The sequence below is a fragment of the Nonomuraea corallina genome, from assembly GCF_027620315.1.
GTDB classification, from domain to species: domain Bacteria; phylum Actinomycetota; class Actinomycetes; order Streptosporangiales; family Streptosporangiaceae; genus Nonomuraea; species Nonomuraea corallina.
Map to the genome: position 1 here is coordinate 1 of NZ_JAPNNL010000166.1, position 16,088 is coordinate 16,088.

Genomic DNA, 16,088 nt, shown 5'->3' on the forward strand with positions numbered 1-16,088 from the left:
GCGCCGCGCCGCCGAGCAGGATGGTGCGCAAGCCTGACAGGTCGGCGCCCAGCCCGACCAGCCGGTGCAGCTGCGTCGGCACCAGCGACACGTGGTCGGCGCCCGAGTCGAGCACCGCCCGTGCGTCGAAGCGGTCGTGCAGGATCGGCTCGGTCCCGCAGAGCAGGGAACGCACCAGCACCTGCAGCCCCGACACGTGCGCTGGGGGCAGGCAGCACAGCCACCGCTCGCCCTTGGCGGCCCCCAGCCTGCGCAGCGAGGACGCCGCCGAGGCGCGCAGCGCCGTGGCCGACAGCATCACGCCCTTGGGCGTGCCCGTGCTGCCGCTCGTCGCGATCACCACCGCCACGTCCGGCGGCACGCCCAGCCCGTCGTCGCGGGACTCCCCGTTGACGTGGGTGGGCCGCAGCGCGGCGATGGCGGCGTCGGCCTGCCCCGGTGTGAGCGGCAGCACCGCGGGGCCCTCACCCGACAGCGCGGCCCCGATCGCGGCGAAGAGCTCGGGACCGGCCGGACGCACCACCGCGTGCAGCGGCCGGTCCGGATGCGACGGGTTCCTCCACATGCTCGTAAGGTTAATGGCGTCAGAACGGACAGCGGCGGCAGGGAGGGTCGTGACGCGTTCTCCCGTGGTGTTCCGGATTCCGATGCGCACCAGGTTCCGCGGACAGACCGTCAGGGAAGGGGTCCTCGTGCGCGGGCCCGCCGGCTGGGGAGAGTTCTCGCCGTTCCCCGAGTACGGGCCGCGCGAGTGCGCCCGCTGGCTGGCGTGCGCGCGCGAGGCCGCCTTCGACGGCTGGCCGGAGCCGGTGCGCGACACCGTCCCCGTCAACACCACCGTGCCCGCCGTGGGCCCCGAGCAGGCGCACGCCATGGTGCGGCGCTCCGGCTGCGGCACGGCCAAGGTCAAGGTGGCGGAGCGGGGCCAGAGCTTCGCCGACGACCTGGCCAGGGTCGAGGCCGTGCGTGACGCGCTCGGCCCGTCCGGCAGGCTCAGGGTCGACGTCAACGGCGCCTGGGACGTGCCGGAGGCGGTGCGCCGGCTCAAGGAGCTGAGCCGGTTCGACCTGGAGTACGCCGAGCAGCCGTGCGCCACCCTCGACGAGCTCGCCGCCGTCCGGCGGGGGTGCGACGTGCCGATCGCGGCCGACGAGTCCATCCGCCGCGCCGAGGACCCGCTCCGGGTCAGGGCGGCGGAGGCGGCCGACATCGCGGTGGTGAAGGTCCAGCCGCTGGGCGGGGTCCGCGAGGCGCTGCGCGTCGTCGAGGCGTGCGGGCTGCCCGCCGTCGTGTCCAGCGCCGTGGAGACGTCCGTTGGGCTGGCCGCGGGGCTGGCGCTGGCCGCCGCGCTGCCCGAGCTGCCCTACGCCTGCGGGCTCGGCACGATCACCCTGCTGGAGGGCGACGTGGTGGCCGACCCGCTGGTCCCTCGGGACGGCGAGCTGGCCGTGCGCCGCCCGGACGTGGACCCCGGGCGGCTGTCGGCATTCGAGATCGATTCTCCGCCGTGGCTGCGGCGGATGCAGGAGGCGTCACTGTGAACCCCGCCACCGCGCTGGCCACGGTCCTGATCGACGAGCTGGTGCGCTGCGGCCTCACCGACGTCGTGATCGCGCCCGGCTCCCGCTCCGCGCCGCTGGCGCTGGCCGTGCACGCCGAGTCGAGGCTGCGCCTGCACGTGCGCGTCGACGAGCGGTCGGCGTCGTTCCTGGCGCTCGGGCTGGCCAAGCGCACCGGCCGCCCGGCGGCGGTGATCTGCTCCTCCGGCACCGCCGCGGCCAACTTCCACCCGGCGGTGATCGAGGCCGGCGAGTCCGGCGTGCCGCTGCTCGTGCTGACCGCCGACCGGCCGCCCGAGCTGCGCGGCACCGGCGCCAACCAGACCATCGACCAGCTCAAGCTGTACGGGACGGCGACGCGCTGGTTCGCCGAGGTCGGGGTCCCGGAGGACCGGCCCGGCCAGGTGGCCTACTGGCGGTCGCTGGCCGGCCGGGCCTACCAGCGCGCGCTCGGGCCGGGCGACCCGGGCCCGGTGCACCTCAACCTGCCGTTCCGGGAGCCGCTGCTGCCCGACGGCGACGACTCCTGGTGCGAGCCGCTCGGCGGCGGCCCGAACGGCCCGTGGGCACGGCTGCGCGTCGCGCCGCCCCCGGTCGCCCTGCACCTCCCGCCGACCAGGCGCGGGGTGCTCGTGGTCGGTGACGGCGCGCCCAACGTGCGCCGGTACGTGGCCGCGGCGGGCATGGCCGGCTGGCCGGTGCTGTCGGAGCCGCAGGGCGGCGGCCGTTACGGCGACCACGCCGTCTCCACCTACCACTTCCTGCTCGGCCTGCCGGAGTTCGCCGCGGCCCACGCGCCCGACGTGGTCGTCACGCTGGGCCGGCCGGGCCTGTCGAGGCCGCTGCTGTCGTGGCTGCGGCGGGCCCCGGAGCACATCGTGGTCGCGCCGGACCTGAACCGGTGGCCCGACCCGACCCGCTCGGCCACCCAGGTGGCCGAGGCGGTGGAGATCCCGGTGGCCGCGGGCGACGACGACTGGCTGCACGCCTGGCGGCGGGCCGACCAGGCGGCCAGGGCGGCCCTCGACGAGGTGCTCGACTCCTCCGGGCTGAGCGAGCCGAGGCTGGCCCGCGACCTGGTCGACGCGCTGCCGAACGGGGCTCTGCTGTTCTGCGGCTCCTCCATGCCGATCCGCGACCTGGATCAGGCGATGCGCCCGCGGCGCGGCATCCGGCTGATGGCCAGCCGCGGCGCGTCGGGCATCGACGGGCTGGTGTCGACGGCGATGGGGGCGGCGCTCGGCCACCAGGGGCCCTCCTACGGGCTGATCGGCGACCTGTCGTTCCTGCACGACCAGAACGGCCTGGTGCTCGGCCCGCGGGAGCCGCGCCCGGACCTGTGCCTGGTGGTGGTCAACAACGACGGGGGCGGCATCTTCTCGCTGCTGCCGCAGGCGGCCGTGAGGGACCCGTTCGAGCGCGTCTTCGGCACGCCGCACGGGGTGGACCTCGGCTACGTCACGGCCGCGACCCGCACCCCGTACACCCTCGTCCAGGACCTCTCGGAGCTGCCCAAGGCGCTGCGTGGGGAGGGGTTGCGGGTGGTGGAGGTGCGTACGGACCGCGAGGCCAACGCGCTGGTCCACGAGCGGATGAAGGACGCCGCCCAGGAGGCGGTGCGCGCCGCGCTCGCCTGATCAGGTCGCCCCGCAGAAGTGCCGGTCCAGGCCGGTGATCCGGATGAGCCGGGCCGTCATGGGCGGCACCCCGGTCAGCGTCAGCAGGGCCTCGCGCTGGCGGGCGCGCTCGTGGACCGCCACCAGCGCGCCCAGGCCGGCCGCGTCGATGAAGGTCAGCGCGCCCAGTTCCAGGACGATCCGCCCGGGACGGGCGACGGCGTCCATCAGCTCGAACAGGTGGGCGCGCAGCAGCTCCCGCGAGGCGAGGTCCAGCTCGCCGGCCACCGCGACGGTCACGACGCCCTCGCGCACGCTCGTCGTCAGGTGAAACGCATCCATGGGACCCCCGCCCGTGTCCGTGGCCGAAGCGCGGGCGGATGCCGGGGGTCCGGCCGCCCGTCCCCGGAGGCCGCCGGTGTGAGGTCCGGGAGTGGCGCGGGGTTGGGCGGCGCATGCGTCGCCGCGCGTTGTCAGGCTGGAGTGTAGCGATGATATGGCGTATTTCGCCGGAAGAACCCAAATATTGGGGGAGTCGTACGGTTCAACGCTCGATGAGCGTGACCTCCAGCGAGTAGTGAGAGGCTCGGTAGACGTGCGCGCCGTGCTCGACGGCGCGGCCCTGGTCGTCGTAGGTGGTGCGGACCATGGTCAGCAGCGGGGCGCCGCGCCGCTCGGCCAGCAGCCTGGCCTCCGGCTGGCTGGCCGCCCGCGCGCCGATCCGCTGGTTGGCCACCCGCATCCGGACGCCCGCCCCGCGCAGCAGCTCGTACAGGCCGCGGCCCTCCAGGCCGTCGGAGGTCAGCGGGGCCAGCCCCAGGGGCAGCCAGTTGTGCAGCAACGCCAGCGGCTCCCCGGCGGCGAACCGGAGCCGCTCCAGGTAGAGCACCTCGGTGCCGGGCTCGACGCCGAGGATGCCGGCGATCTCCTCGTCGACCGGCCGGGACTCCAGCCGCAGCACCTGGGTGGCCGGCTCCTGCCCGGAGCGGCGCAGGTCGTCGTAGAGGCTGGTCAGCTCCACCGACCGCTTGACCTGGCCGTGCACGACCTGGGTGCCGACGCCGCGCTTGCGCACCAGCAGGCCCTTGTCGACGAGGTACTGGATCGCCTGGCGGATCGTGGGCCGCGACAGGCCCAGCTTGTCGGCCAGCAGGATCTCGTTGTCCAGCCGGGAGCCGGGGGCCAGGTCGCCCTTCCTGATGGCCTCGGCGATCTGCTCGGCCACCTGGAAATAGAGCGGCACGGGGCTGGATCGATCCAGGTCGATCGCCAGGTTCGCGGTCATGCGGATCAGATTAGTTCAGGTATGGATGTCAAGACAAATATCTCTTCTGCTGGTGCGGAGCGGTTTCCCGCTGGTCGATCGCCCGCAGGTCAGCGGGGACGCAGCAGCGGGGCCAGCTCGGTCAGGGTGGTGATGCGGGGGAAGCCCTCCGGGCCGGGGCGCAGGCCCAGACGGTCGAGCCAGACCGAGCGCATACCCGTCACCGCCGGCCCTGTCACGTCGTTGGCCAGGTCGTCGCCGACCAGCAGCACCTCCTCGGGCGGCAGCCCGAGCGCGGCCGCCGCCGCGGTGTAGCAGGCGGCGGCCGGCTTGAAACAGCCGCCCAGCACTTCGCCGGTCAGCACCGGGCCCGCCCACCCCGCCAGGCCGATGACGCGGACCTTCTCCTCCTGGACCTCCTGGGTGCCGTTGGTCAGCACCCCGAGCCGGAATCCGTCCAGCGTGGCCAGCGCCCCCGCCGCGTCGGGGAAAGCCACCCAGCCGCGCCGGTAGTGCTCGGCGAACCCGGCGTAGGCCGCGTCCAGGTCCGCGGGGATCTCGATCGCCAGCTCCGCGCAGAACGCCCGGACCCGGCGGCGCCGCTGCTCCTGCAGGGAGCACTCGCCGGCGTGCCAGGCAGCCAGGTGCGGCTCCTCCAGCGCCGCCCAGAGCGCCCCCGCCTCGCCGAGCCGGGGGTGGCCGGGCGCCCGCTCCGTCACCCAGGCGCCGATCGCCGTGTCCGCCGCGGTCCGGTGATCGAGAAGGGTGCCGTCCAGGTCGAACAGGATGCCGTGGATCACGTCCCCATTCTCTCAGCCTTTCCCGCGCCCGTCGGGGACCCACCGGCGCTCCAGCTCGCCTTCGCCGGGAGGGGGGCCGGGCAGGGGGGAGCGGGACGGCGGCACGCGCAGGCCGTCCATGATCAGCGTCAGGTAACGGTGGCGGAGCTCGGCGGTGCGCGCCGCGTCGCCGAGCTTGATCGAGGCCAGCTGCTCGAAGACGAGCGCGAGATCGGCGGGCGTCACGTCGGGGCGGAGCACCCCCGCCTCGACGGCCCGGCGGTGCGCCCGCACCGCGAGCTCCGAGGCCAGCGCCGAGTCGCGGAAGAGCTCCTCCGTCGGCTCGAACGTACCCGCCAGCCTGATCGTCAGCGAGCTGGTGTCGGCGTCCACGATGCCGCGCAGGTAGGCCGCGAACACCTCCCACGGGTCGCCCTCGTCGTCGACCGCCCGCCGCGCCACCTCGATGTACAGCTTGAGCCCGTCACCGCAGAGCTTGCGCAGCAGCGCCTCCTTGCTGGGGTAGCGCCGGTACAGGGCGCTGATGCCGACGCCGGCGCGCTCGGCCACGGCGGAGATGGGGGCGGCGGGGTCGGCGGTGAAGACGGCGCGGGCCGCCGTGAGGATCAGCTCGTCGTTCCTCGCGGCCTGCGCCTTGCGGCCGCTCATGGGTGCGGTGGTCATACGGGTCAGCATACCGGAACGTAGAATTCCGTTCTGGGTGATGATTAGTCCGCATGTCTATACATGAAGATGATATTGCGGTAGAACCGGGGGCGAGCCCAACGCTCTGGAGGTGTCCCATGAGACGAACCCCTGTCGTGCTGGCCCTGGTGAGCGCACTGGCGCTGGCCGCCTGCTCCGCGCCGGCCGAGGACGATACCCGAGGCGAGTCCGGCTCCGCCTCCCCCGCCGGAGGCGGCGGCAACTACGCGGTGATCACCCACGGCGCCCCGGGAGACTCCTTCTGGGACGTGGTCAAGAACGGCGCCGAGGCCGCCGGGCAGGAGTACGGGGTGACGGTCACGTACCAGGGTGACGGCGACCCGGCCGAACAGTCGCAGCTCATCGACCAGGCGGTGTCCGGCAAGGCGGACGGCATCGTGGTGTCGATGGCCAACCCCGACGCGCTGCGCGAGGCCGTCGGCAAGGCGGTGGCCGCGAAGATCCCGGTGGTGACGATCAACTCGGGCGCCGACTCGTCCAAGGAGTTCGGCGCGATCACCCACGTCGGCCAGTCGGAGGACGTGGCCGGGCGCGGCGCGGGCGAGCAGCTCAAGGCGGCCGGGGTGACCAAGCTGCTGTGCGTGATCCACGAGGCCGGCAACATCGGGCTCGACCAGCGGTGCAAGGGCGCCGAGGAGACGCTCGGCGGCGCCGTCGAACGGCTGCAGGTCGACGTGAGCAACCTGGCCGACGTCACCTCGAAGGTCACCGCCAAGCTCCAGTCGGACCAGGCGGTCAACGGGGTGCTCGCGCTCAATCCTGCCGTCGCGGTGGCCGCCAGGGACGCGATCAAGGACTCGGGGTCGCAGGCGAAGCTCGCCACCTTCGACCTGTCGGCCGACGTGGTCGCCGCCATCCAGGCCGACGAGATCATGTTCGCGGTGGACCAGCAGCAGTACCTCCAGGGCTACCTGCCGATCACGTTCCTCCACCTGTACAAGAACAACCTCAACACCGTCGGCGGCGGCCTGCCGGTGAACACCGGGCCCGGATTCGTCACCAAGGAGAACGCCGAGCAGGTGGCCAAGCTCGCGGAGGCGGGCACGCGATGACGGCCGCCACGGGGCGCGCGGACGAGCGGGTCGCCGACGTCGGCCTGCTGCGCCGCCTGCTCATCCGGCCCGAGCTGGGCGCGGTCGTCGGGGCGATCGTGGTGTTCTCGTTCTTCGCCGGCCAGTCGGCGGTCTTCCGCTCCCTGGACGGGATCGCCAACTGGCTGGACCCGGCGGCCACGCTCGGCATCATGGCGGTGGCCGTAGCGCTGCTCATGATCGGCGGGGAGTTCGACCTGTCGGCCGGCGTGATGACCGGCACGTCCGGGCTGATCCTGGTCACGCTCGCCACCGAGTACGGTCTCAACGTCTGGGCGGCCATGACCGTCGGCCTCGTCGTGGCGCTGGCCGTCGGCCTGCTCAACGGGCTGATCGTGACCAGGACCCGGCTGCCGAGCTTCATCGTGACGCTCGGCACGTTCCTCATGCTGCAGGGCGTGAACCTGGGCGTCACCAAGCTGCTCACCGGCACCGTGCAGGTCGGCGGCCTGCGCTCGGCCTCCGGGTACGACAGCGCGCACACGCTCTTCGCGGGCACGATCCAGATCGGCGGCAGCTCGTTCCGGGTGGCGATCCTGTGGTGGCTGCTGGTCACCGCGGCCGCCACCTGGGTGCTCATGCGCTCCCGCCAGGGCAACTGGATCTTCGCGGTGGGCGGCGACGAGCGCGCCGCCCGCGCGGTCGGGGTGCCCGCCGCCCGCACGAAGATCGCGCTGTTCATGACGACGGCGTTCGCCGCCTGGCTGGTCGGCTCGATCCTGGCGCTGCGCTACACGTCCGTGCAGGCCAACGTGGGCATCGGACAGGAGTTCATCTACATCATCGCGGCGGTGATCGGCGGCTGCCTGCTCACGGGCGGGTACGGGTCCGCGATCGGCGCGGCGATCGGGGCGGTCATCTTCGGCATGGCCGACAAGGGCATCGTGTTCCTCGGCTGGGACGCCGACTGGTTCAAGTTCTTCCTGGGGGCGATGCTGCTGCTGGCCACGCTCGCCAACCGCCTGGTCCGGCGGTACGCCGAGGAGGTGAGGCATTGATCCTGCAGACCAAGGGCATCGGCAAGTCGTTCGGCTCGGTGCTGGCGCTGCGCGAGGTGTCGATGTCGGTGGAGGCCGGCCAGGTCACCTGCGTGCTGGGCGACAACGGCGCGGGCAAGTCCACCCTCATCAAGATCCTGGCGGGGGTCCACCAGCACGACGCCGGGTCACTGCTGGTGGACGGGGCCGAGACCCGCCTGTCCAGCCCCCGCGACGCGCTCGACCGCGGCATCGCCACCGTCTACCAGGACCTGGCCATGATCCCGCTGATGTCGGTGTGGCGGAACTTCTTCCTCGGCTCGGAGCCGCGCAAGGGCCTGGGCTTCGACGTGCGCCAGGCCAGGAGGGTCGCGCGCGACGAGCTGCGCGCGATGGGCATCGACGTCCGGGACGTGGACCAGCCGGTCGGCACGCTGTCCGGCGGCGAGCGGCAGTCGGTGGCGATCGCCCGCGCGGTGTACTTCGGCGCGCGGGTGCTCATCCTCGACGAACCCACCTCGGCGCTCGGCGTGAAGCAGGCCGGGGTGGTGCTGCGCTACATCGCCAGGGCCCGGGACCGGGGGCTGGGGGTGGTGTTCATCACCCACAACCCGCACCACGCCTACCCGGTGGGGGACCGGTTCCTCCTGCTCAACCGGGGGTCCAGCCTGGGCGAGTACGCCAAGGCCGACATCACCAGGGAGCGGCTGACCTCGCTGATGGCGGGGGAGGCGGAGCTGGAGGAACTGGCTCACGAACTCGAACCAGAATGAAATCTACAATGTAAAGGCGTCGGGCGGTTGATCGACCCCGTCCTCCCGCGGTCGGGAACCGCGCCGGCGGACTCGGGGCCGACGCGCAGCGCGCCCGCCTCGGCGCGGGCCAGGTAGCGGCGCACGGCCTCCTCGTCGAGCGGGACGAGCTCGTCGCCGCGCCAGTCGAGCCGGCCGCCGATCTCCATCACGTCCCGGCGCGGCACCAGCGGCGCCGGCTTGCGGTACCGCAGGTCGAACATGCGCTCACGGTTGCCCTTGGCGATCTGGTAGACCTGGCCGAGCGCGGCGAAGACGCCCTCGGCCGGGTCGTGCGGGGTGGTGGGCGCCTTCGCCGCCGTGACCTCGCCGGTCCGCTCGTCATAGCGGACGACGTCGGTGAAGGTGCCGCCGATGTCCATGGCGACGCGATAACTCATGGGCTCGACGGTATGCCGGGATCGGCGCGGCCGCACCGTCCGGTGATCACCCCTGTCCGGTGGTCAGCGCAGTGAGGTGAAGAACGCCCGTACGTCGGAGACGAACGCGTCGGGCCGTTCCAGGGCGGCGAAGGTGCCGCCGCGCTCGTGCTCGACCCAGCCGACGATGTTGTTGTCGCGCTCGGCGAAGCGGCGGATCGGGCGCAGGATGTCCTTGGGGAACACCGAGATCGAGGTCGGCACGGTGGCCGGCTTCAGCTCCCACTCCACGGAGGTGTCCTGGTCGGTGTCGGGGGTCTCGACGAACGAGCGGGCGGCCGAGCCGGCTGTGTTGGTCAGCCAGTAGAGCGTGGCGGTGGCGAGCAGCCGGTCGGGGCCGACGCCGCCGTCGCTCCACTCGTGGTAGACGCCGGCGAACCAGGCGAGCAGCGCGACGGGGGAGTCGGCCATGCCGTAGGCGAAGGTCTGCGGCCGGGCCGACTGGATGAGCTTGTAGCCGTACTGCTCGGTCAGGTAGCGCTCGCGGAAGGCGAGCCGTTCCCGCTCGGCGTCGGTGAGGTCGTCCAGCTCGCCCGGGGCGCCGATGGGGAAGCAGATGATGCCGTTGCCGTGCATGCCGACGACCCGCTCGGGGGCCAGGACGCCGACCTCGCGGGAGATCCACGTGCCCCAGTCGCCGCCCTGGACGCCGAAGCGCTCGTGGCCGAGACGGGTCATGAGCTCCAGCCAGGCGCGGGCGACCCGGTTGGAGCCCCAGCCCAGCTCCCGGGTCGGCCCCGACAGTCCGTAGCCCGGCAGGGACGGGATGACGAGGTGGAAGTCACGGCTGAGCGGCTCGATGACGTCGAGGTACTCGAGCGGGGAGCTGGGCCAGCCGTGGGTGATGAGCAGCGGGAGCGCGTCCGGGTTCGCCGAGCGGACGTGCAGGAAGTGGATCCGCTGGCCGTCGATCTCGGTGACGAACTGGTCGTGCCGGTTGAGCTCGGCGCAGGCGGCGGCCCAGTCGTGGCGGCGCCAGCGGTCGACGAGGTCGCGCAGGTGGTCGAGCGGGACGCCGAGGCGCCAGCCCTGTCCGGGGACCTCGTCGGGCCAGCGCACCCGGTCGAGGCGGGCGCGCAGGTCGTCGAGGTCGGCCTGCGGGGTCTCCAGGCGGTACGGGCGGATGTCGGTCAAGCGTGGGCCTCCAGTCGATGAGTACGCTGTACCGTACAGCATACGGTTCGATGGCGGCAAACGCGGGCCTAGCCTGGAGACGTGTCCTCGTACCTCACCCTGAAGAGCCCGGTCGAGCACGAGACCGAGGCCAGGCGCTCGCGCTTCATCTGCGCGATCGCCCCGGCCGAGACGACCGCGGAGGCGGCGGCGTTCATCGCCGGGCGCCGGCGGCTGCACCCGTCGGCCACGCACCACTGCACCGCCTACGTGCTCGGGCAGGAGCGCAAGGGCGACGACGACGGCGAGCCCGGCGGCACCGCCGGCACGCCGATGGTGCAGGCGCTGGTGGGACGCGGGTTCGACCGGGTGGTGGCCGTGGTGACGCGCTACTTCGGCGGCACGCTGCTCGGCGCGGGCGGGCTGGTCCGCGCCTACGGGTCGGCGGTCACCGAGACGCTGGACCGGGCCGACCCGGTGCGGATGGTGCCGGCCAGGCTGATGCTCGTGTCGGTGGCGCACGACCAGGCCGGCCGGGTGGAGAACGACCTGCGGGCCTCACGCCACCCCGTGCGCGAGGTGACCTACGGGCAGGCGGTGGAGTTCGCGGTGGCGGTGGGCGCCGACGAGGTGGCGGCGTTCACCGACTGGGTGGCGACGCTGACCGCGGGCCGGGCGCGCGTGACGCCCGGCGAGCCGGTGCGCCTGCCCGGCTGAGCGGTCAGCCTCCAGGACGTGCGGCCTGCCCGGCTGGGCGGTCGGCCCTCCAGGACGTGAACTCGGGTCAGCCCTCCAGGGCGTACTGCATGACCCGGAACTTGGCCTGGGCCTCGGCCAGCTCGGCGGCCGGGTCGGAGTCGCCCATGATGCCGCCGCCGGCGAACAGCCGCGCCCGGCGGCCCTCGACGATGGCCGAGCGCAGCGCGATGCCCCACTCGCCGTCGCCGTGGGCGTCGATCCAGCCGACCGGGCCCGCGTAGCCGGCCCGGTCCATGCCCTCCAGCTCGCGGATCACCTCGATCGCCGTGGCCGTCGGGGTGCCGCCGACGGCCGCCGTCGGGTGCATGGCGGCCACCACGTCCAGCACGGACGCGCCGTCGGCCAGCCGGCCGGTCACGTGACTGGCCAGGTGCTGCACGTTGGGCAGCACGAGCAGCTCCGGCTCGTCGGGGGTGCGCAGCGCGGAGCAGAGCGGGGCCAGGGTCTGGCGGACCGAGGCGATCGCGCACTCGTGCTCGTGGCGGTCCTTGGCGGAGGCGAGCAGCGCCCGGCCGCGGGCCAGGTCGTCGGCCGGGCCGGTGCCGCGCGGCGTCGTGCCGGCCAGCACCAGCGACTCGATCTCCTGGCCGGTGCGCCGGATCAGCAGCTCCGGGGTGGCGCCGACCAGGCCCGCCACGGAGAACGCGTAACACTCGGGGTAGCGGCGGGCCAGGCGCAGCAGCAGGAGCCGGACGTCGATCGGGTGCTCGGCGGTGGCCAGCAGGTCGCGGGCCAGCACGACCTTCTCCAGCTCGCCCTCCCGGATGCGGCGGGCGGCGCTGGCCACGACGTGCTCCCACTGCGGCGCGGAGAGGCTGCCGTCGCCGTAGCTGATCCGGCCCGGGTCGATGAGCGGGGTGAACGTCTCCAGCGGCGGGTCGCCGATCGTGGTCAGCCAGGCCCGCCCGTCCCGGCGCGCCAGCACGGCCTGCGGGACGACCAGGGTGGAGCCGGGAGCGTTCTCGTCGAAGGTGAAGGTGCCGAAGGCGACCGGGCCGCTGCCGGGGGAGCCCACCTCGTCGTCGACCCGCGCGCCGCCGAACACGTTCGCCAGCCACTCGCGCGCCCAGGCGAACCTGCCGGGGCCGGGCGGCACCTCGGCGCGCGCGGCCTCCCCCCAGCCGACGAGTCCCTCGCCGTGCCTGATCCACGCGTAGGGCGCCGTCCTGGGCAGACCGGCGATCAGGTTACCGGGGTCGCGTACAGGGGTGGTGCGAACCGGTAGCGGGCGGGTTGTTCCGAGCGCGACACTCACTTGAGACACTCTATGCGGGATCTGAACGTGTTCGACTGAGACCCCCGTGAATGGGCGGTTACGCTTCCTTCGTCAAGCGTCGATAGCGACTTGGTACTGAGATGGCAGGCGTTGCCCTGAGGTGATGGCCGCCTGGTGCCCGGCTGCCTACCGTGAGCGCATGATCGGTAAGGTTGCGCCGGTGCTGGCGGTGGCGGGCCTGCTCGCGGGCTCGGGGGCGGCGGTCGCGGGACGGGCGGCGGCCGAGCCGCTGCGTCAGGAGCCGCTGCGTCAGGAGCCGCTGCGTCAGGAGCCGCTGCGTCAGGAGCCGCTGCGTCAGGAGCCTCTGCGTCAGGAGCCGCTGCGTCAGGAGCCTCTGCGTCAGGAGAGGCTGCCCCGGGTGATGGCGGCGCTCGGTGACTCGATCTCCTCCGGTTTCAACAGCTGCGGGTTCTTCATCTCCTGCCGGTCGCGGTCCTGGTCGGCGGGGCAGCATGAGGGGATCGGCAGCCACTACACGCGCCTGTCCGCCCTCGGCGCGGGCCTGACCGCGAAGAACCTCGCGGTGCCCGGCTCCAGCAGCGCCGGCCTGCTCGCGCAGGCGCGTGAGGCGGTGGAGGCGCGGGCCGACTACGTGACCGTGCTCGTCGGGGCGCAGGACGCGTGCACCGCCACCGAACGGCAGATGACCCCGGTGACGGTCTACCGGCAGCGGCTGGAGCAGGCGCTGGACGAGCTGCGCGCGGGCGTGCCCGGGGTGCGGGTGCTCATGGCGAGCATCCCCGACGTGTACCGGCTCTGGCGGCTGGCCAAGGACCAGGCGGCGGCCCGGGGGGTGTGGCGGATCGGCCGGATCTGCCCCTCCATGCTGACCAGGCCCACCTCCGAGACCAGGGCCGACGAGCTCAGGCGGACCAGGGTGCGCGAGCGGGTCGTGGCCTACAACCGGCAGGCGGCCGAGGCGTGCGCCGCCCGCCCGTGGTGCCGCACCGACCGCGGCGCGGTGTTCGACTACCGGTTCACGCTCAAGCAGGTGAGCCGGTGGGACTACTTCCACCCGAACGTGGCGGGCCAGCAGGCGCTGGCCGAGCTCACCTTCGGCAACGGCTTCACCTGGGCCGACCCGCGCCGGCGGGCCTAGCGGCATTGGGCCAGCATGGCCCTCTTGTCGGCGCGGGTGACGGGCACCGCGTACTTGACGGCCACCTGGGCGAACCGGGTCACGTACGCGCAACGCACCCGCCGCTGCGGCGGCAGCCAGCTCGCCGGGCCGGAGGCGTCCTTCTGCTCGTTGGCCGCGCCCTTGACCGGCAGCAGGTTGAGCGGGTCGTTGGCGAAGTCGACGCGCTTGCCCCGCCCCCAGCGCGCGGCCCCCATCCGCCAGGCGTAGGCGAGCGGCACCACGTGGTCGACCTGCACCTCGCCCGCGTCGCGCTTGGACCAGCCGATGAGCTGGCCGGTGTACGGGTCCTCCAGGTCCATGGCGATCACCTCGCAGGACGAGCCCTCGCGGTAGCGGACGTTGCGGCCGTCACGGGCCAGCAGGTCGTCGCGGGTGCGGCAGCCGTTGCGCGCGTACGGGACGCCGGTGGCGGTGTCGGCCCAGTCCGCGCCGTAGCGGGCGCGGCTGTAGCCGCTGCTCGGGCCGCGGCCCCTGACCTCCAGGCGGGAGATGATCGCCCGGGCGCGGGCCTTGTCCTTCTTGCCGGTGACGGGGGCGAGGCCGGGTAAAGTGCCGCTGGCGTTGCCGAGCGGGCTCGCCGCGGTGGCGGGGGGAGTGGTCTCGACGCCGTTGGCGAGGGCGACGACGATGACGGCTCCGGCGAGGAGGGCGACGGCGTCCTTGACACTCAAGCAGGGCTCCGTGGTGCTGCGTCGGACTTCTCTGAAGAGGTTCCCTGGCCGGCCCGCTTCGACACGGTGAGGAGTGTGCGGCTGTTGGGCAAGGAGCCTGTGGACGTCCGGGTGCTGGCGGCGATCGCGGCGGGCGGCGCGGCCGGGGCGCTGGCGCGCTTGGCCGCCGAGAGCCTGCTGCCCGCGCCGCGGGGCGCGTTCCCGTGGGCGACGTTCGGGGTGAACGTGTTCGGGTGCGCGCTGATCGGCGTGCTCATGGTGCTGGTCACCGAGGTGGCGGCCAGGGCGCCGCGGCTGGCGCGGCCGTTCCTCGGGGTCGGCGTGCTGGGCGGGTTCACGACCTTCTCCACGTACGCGGTGCAGGCGCGAGACCTGCTGACGGCCGGCGCGGCGACGGTGGCGGCGGCCTACCTGGCGGGGACGCTGGCGGCCGCCGTGGCGGCGACCTGGGCGGGCATGCGGATCACGAGAGCGCTGGCGCGGCGGTGACGGCGTTGCTGGTGGTCCTGGGGGCCGCGGTGGGGGCGCCGCTGCGCTACGTGGTGGACCGGGCCGTACGGGCCCGCCACGAGTCGATGTTCCCGTGGGGGACGCTGCTGGTCAACGTGGCGGGGTCGGCGCTGCTGGGGTTCCTGGTCGCGCTGCCGGTGGGGCCCGGCTGGTCGGCGCTGCTGGGCAGCGGGTTCTGCGGGGCGCTGACCACGTACTCGACGCTGGGCTACGAGACCGTGCGACTGGCCGAGCAGGGCGCCGGGCGGCACGCGGTGGCGAGCGCGGCGGCCAACGTGGCGCTGGGGCTGGCGGCGGCGTCAGCCGGCATGCTGACCGCGGGCGCGCTCGCCTGAACGCCGGCGGGCCCGCTGAAACGCCGCCGCGCCCGCCTGAACGCCGGCGGTCCGACTGAACGCCGCCGCGCTCAGCAGGCGCCGAGTGCGACGAAGGACAGGCCGGTGGCGGTGGACACCGGGTCGGCGGCGGTCGCCCGGCGGGCGTCGCGCAGCGCGGCCGGCAGGCAGGCGCCCCGGGCGAGCCGACGGTGCAGCTCGACCATGAGCGGCACCGCGGCCCCGTCGTTGACCAGCACCACGCTGGCCACGATGCCGGTGGTGCCGAGCTGGATGAGCGAGCTGGCCAGCCCGAGCAGCTCGTCGGCGCCGGTGGGCGCGGTCAGCCCGGAGTCGCAGCTCGACAGCACCACCTGGCGGGGCGCCCGGCGCAGCCGCTCCAGGTCGTAGACGGTGAGCGGCCCGTCGTCCACCCGCAGCGCGGAGAACAGCGGGCTGTCGGCCCGGAAGGCGCCGTGCGCGGCCACGTGCGCCAGCCGCGCCCCGTCCATCGCGTCCAGGATCCCGGCCACCGTGGCCGTCCCCTCGCCGAGGACGACCGGGGCGGGGTACTCAGGGGCGATGTCGCGTAGCTCGGCTCCCTCGGAACGCAGGCCGGGGCCGCGCACCAGCACCACCCGGCCGTCCCCTGGCGGTCCCGCGCGGCGGGCGCGCAGCCAGGTGCCGGCCGACGGGGCGACGCTGACCGAGCGGTCGCGCAGGCTCGGCAGCAGCGCCCACGGCACCGCGTGCAGCCGCCCCGGCGGGACGATCACCACCTCGCCGTCGCCGAGGTGGCGGGCGGCGTCGCCGAGCAGCACCCGTTCCAGCGCCCGGCCGCTGCCTTCCACCTGGGCGAGCAGGTCGGCCGGGCTGAGCGTGGACCTGCCGTGCGCGAGCCGCGACAGGCCGAACCGGGCGATGTCGATGCCGCGCGAGGCCTCCTCGACGCTTCCGGCCGGGTAGCGGCGCACCAGGCCGGAGCCGCAGACCAGCACGTGCAGCCGGCCGTCCACGTCGACCAGCTCCAGCAGGCGGTCCGCCCTCAGCTCGGCGAGCAG

At 73.9% G+C, this 16,088-nt stretch carries 19 protein-coding genes; 9 read left to right on the forward strand and 10 right to left on the reverse strand.

Going from position 1 to position 16,088, the window contains the following annotated elements:
- Positions 1-565 (reverse strand): AMP-binding protein (locus tag OUY22_RS29625; RefSeq protein ID WP_270158493.1); only part of this gene is annotated, 565 nt, incomplete at its 3' end.
- 13 nt (positions 566-578) lie between these two features.
- On the opposite strand from OUY22_RS29625, the gene OUY22_RS29630 reads away from it, so the two are divergent.
- Together OUY22_RS29630 and menD are read left to right on the forward strand one after the other, a co-directional pair.
- Positions 579-1,541, forward strand: coding sequence for an o-succinylbenzoate synthase (locus OUY22_RS29630; RefSeq protein ID WP_408638222.1), 963 nt, complete (start codon positions 579-581; stop codon positions 1,539-1,541).
- Positions 1,538-3,196, forward strand: a complete 1,659-nt coding sequence (gene menD / locus OUY22_RS29635; RefSeq protein ID WP_270158494.1) for a 2-succinyl-5-enolpyruvyl-6-hydroxy-3-cyclohexene-1-carboxylic-acid synthase — start codon at positions 1,538-1,540, stop codon at positions 3,194-3,196. The genes OUY22_RS29630 and menD overlap by 4 nt, the downstream gene beginning before the upstream one ends.
- Here menD and OUY22_RS29640 read toward each other — a convergent pair whose 3' ends face one another.
- The 4 genes from OUY22_RS29640 to OUY22_RS29655 all read right to left on the reverse strand — a co-directional run bounded on the left by OUY22_RS29640 (position 3,197) and on the right by OUY22_RS29655 (position 5,902).
- A complete protein-coding gene (locus tag OUY22_RS29640) occupies positions 3,197-3,517 on the reverse strand; it encodes an STAS domain-containing protein (protein ID WP_270158495.1) in 321 nt (106 codons plus the stop codon). It lies immediately after the preceding gene.
- 202 nt (positions 3,518-3,719) lie between these two features.
- Positions 3,720-4,460 carry a GntR family transcriptional regulator gene (locus OUY22_RS29645; protein WP_270158496.1) on the reverse strand — a complete coding sequence of 247 codons (741 nt, stop codon included), beginning with the start codon at positions 4,458-4,460 and terminating at the stop codon, positions 3,720-3,722.
- A gap of 89 nt (positions 4,461-4,549) precedes the next feature.
- On the reverse strand, positions 4,550-5,239 hold the full coding sequence (locus tag OUY22_RS29650) for an HAD family hydrolase (RefSeq protein ID WP_270158497.1): 690 nt from the start codon (positions 5,237-5,239) through the stop codon (positions 4,550-4,552).
- 12 nt (positions 5,240-5,251) lie between these two features.
- Entirely contained in the window at positions 5,252-5,902 is a 651-nt protein-coding gene (locus OUY22_RS29655) for a TetR/AcrR family transcriptional regulator (protein ID WP_270158498.1), read from the reverse strand.
- A gap of 119 nt (positions 5,903-6,021) precedes the next feature.
- Here OUY22_RS29655 and OUY22_RS29660 point away from each other — a divergent pair, with 119 nt between their 5' ends.
- From OUY22_RS29660 to OUY22_RS29670, 3 genes are read left to right on the forward strand one after another with little or no spacing between them, the layout of a single operon-like run.
- On the forward strand, positions 6,022-6,996 hold the full coding sequence (locus tag OUY22_RS29660; protein WP_270158499.1) for a sugar ABC transporter substrate-binding protein: 975 nt from the start codon (positions 6,022-6,024) through the stop codon (positions 6,994-6,996).
- Positions 6,993-8,033, forward strand: a complete 1,041-nt coding sequence (locus OUY22_RS29665) for an ABC transporter permease (RefSeq protein WP_270158500.1) — start codon at positions 6,993-6,995, stop codon at positions 8,031-8,033. Before OUY22_RS29660 ends, OUY22_RS29665 begins: the two co-directional genes overlap by 4 nt.
- Positions 8,030-8,785 (forward strand): ATP-binding cassette domain-containing protein, encoded by a 756-nt coding sequence (locus OUY22_RS29670; protein ID WP_270158501.1) that lies wholly within the window; start codon positions 8,030-8,032, stop codon positions 8,783-8,785. Before OUY22_RS29665 ends, OUY22_RS29670 begins: the two co-directional genes overlap by 4 nt.
- On the opposite strand, the gene OUY22_RS29675 is transcribed toward OUY22_RS29670, so the two are convergent.
- Together OUY22_RS29675 and OUY22_RS29680 are read right to left on the reverse strand one after the other, a co-directional pair.
- The gene (locus tag OUY22_RS29675; protein ID WP_270158502.1) at positions 8,764-9,204 is read right to left on the reverse strand and encodes a hydantoinase/oxoprolinase N-terminal domain-containing protein; all 441 of its coding nucleotides are present in this window, start codon (positions 9,202-9,204) and stop codon (positions 8,764-8,766) included. The two genes, OUY22_RS29670 and OUY22_RS29675, sit on opposite strands and share 22 nt — an antisense overlap.
- A gap of 63 nt (positions 9,205-9,267) precedes the next feature.
- Positions 9,268-10,377: an epoxide hydrolase family protein gene (locus OUY22_RS29680; RefSeq protein ID WP_270158503.1), complete on the reverse strand. Its 1,110-nt coding sequence runs from the start codon at positions 10,375-10,377 to the stop codon at positions 9,268-9,270.
- Positions 10,378-10,458: 81 nt separating this feature from the next.
- Here OUY22_RS29680 and OUY22_RS29685 point away from each other — a divergent pair, with 81 nt between their 5' ends.
- Positions 10,459-11,073 (forward strand): YigZ family protein, encoded by a 615-nt coding sequence (locus OUY22_RS29685; protein WP_270158504.1) that lies wholly within the window; start codon positions 10,459-10,461, stop codon positions 11,071-11,073.
- A 67-nt stretch (positions 11,074-11,140) separates the two neighbouring features.
- On the opposite strand, the gene OUY22_RS29690 is transcribed toward OUY22_RS29685, so the two are convergent.
- Positions 11,141-12,370, reverse strand: coding sequence for an isochorismate synthase (locus OUY22_RS29690; protein WP_270158505.1), 1,230 nt, complete (start codon positions 12,368-12,370; stop codon positions 11,141-11,143).
- A gap of 160 nt (positions 12,371-12,530) precedes the next feature.
- On the opposite strand from OUY22_RS29690, the gene OUY22_RS29695 reads away from it, so the two are divergent.
- Entirely contained in the window at positions 12,531-13,490 is a 960-nt protein-coding gene (locus OUY22_RS29695; RefSeq protein ID WP_270158506.1) for a GDSL-type esterase/lipase family protein, read from the forward strand.
- On the opposite strand, the gene OUY22_RS29700 is transcribed toward OUY22_RS29695, so the two are convergent.
- On the reverse strand, positions 13,487-14,203 hold the full coding sequence (locus OUY22_RS29700) for an HNH endonuclease family protein (RefSeq protein WP_270158507.1): 717 nt from the start codon (positions 14,201-14,203) through the stop codon (positions 13,487-13,489). The two genes, OUY22_RS29695 and OUY22_RS29700, sit on opposite strands and share 4 nt — an antisense overlap.
- 75 nt (positions 14,204-14,278) lie before the next feature.
- On the opposite strand from OUY22_RS29700, the gene OUY22_RS29705 reads away from it, so the two are divergent.
- Together OUY22_RS29705 and OUY22_RS29710 are read left to right on the forward strand one after the other, a co-directional pair.
- Positions 14,279-14,692, forward strand: a complete 414-nt coding sequence (locus tag OUY22_RS29705) for a FluC/FEX family fluoride channel (RefSeq protein ID WP_270158508.1) — start codon at positions 14,279-14,281, stop codon at positions 14,690-14,692.
- Entirely contained in the window at positions 14,689-15,048 is a 360-nt protein-coding gene (locus OUY22_RS29710) for a fluoride efflux transporter FluC (protein ID WP_270158509.1), read from the forward strand. The genes OUY22_RS29705 and OUY22_RS29710 overlap by 4 nt, the downstream gene beginning before the upstream one ends.
- Positions 15,049-15,119: 71 nt before the next feature.
- Here OUY22_RS29710 and OUY22_RS29715 read toward each other — a convergent pair.
- On the reverse strand, positions 15,120-16,088 hold a 969-nt coding region (locus tag OUY22_RS29715), incomplete at its 5' end, for a CHAT domain-containing protein (RefSeq protein WP_270158510.1).

What these genes read in the sequence shown, in the direction of transcription:
- OUY22_RS29630 (WP_408638222.1), top strand. Translation starts at nt 579, where the DNA reads ATGGCGTCAGAACGGACAGCGGCGGCAGGGAGGGTCGTGACGCGTTCT.
- OUY22_RS29640 (WP_270158495.1), bottom strand. Translation starts at nt 3,517, where the DNA reads ATGGATGCGTTTCACCTGACGACGAGCGTGCGCGAGGGCGTCGTGACC.
- OUY22_RS29645 (WP_270158496.1), bottom strand. Translation starts at nt 4,460, where the DNA reads ATGACCGCGAACCTGGCGATCGACCTGGATCGATCCAGCCCCGTGCCG.
- OUY22_RS29655 (WP_270158498.1), bottom strand. Translation starts at nt 5,902, where the DNA reads ATGACCACCGCACCCATGAGCGGCCGCAAGGCGCAGGCCGCGAGGAAC.
- OUY22_RS29660 (WP_270158499.1), top strand. Translation starts at nt 6,022, where the DNA reads ATGAGACGAACCCCTGTCGTGCTGGCCCTGGTGAGCGCACTGGCGCTG.
- OUY22_RS29665 (WP_270158500.1), top strand. Translation starts at nt 6,993, where the DNA reads ATGACGGCCGCCACGGGGCGCGCGGACGAGCGGGTCGCCGACGTCGGC.
- OUY22_RS29675 (WP_270158502.1), bottom strand. Translation starts at nt 9,204, where the DNA reads ATGAGTTATCGCGTCGCCATGGACATCGGCGGCACCTTCACCGACGTC.
- OUY22_RS29695 (WP_270158506.1), top strand. Translation starts at nt 12,531, where the DNA reads ATGATCGGTAAGGTTGCGCCGGTGCTGGCGGTGGCGGGCCTGCTCGCG.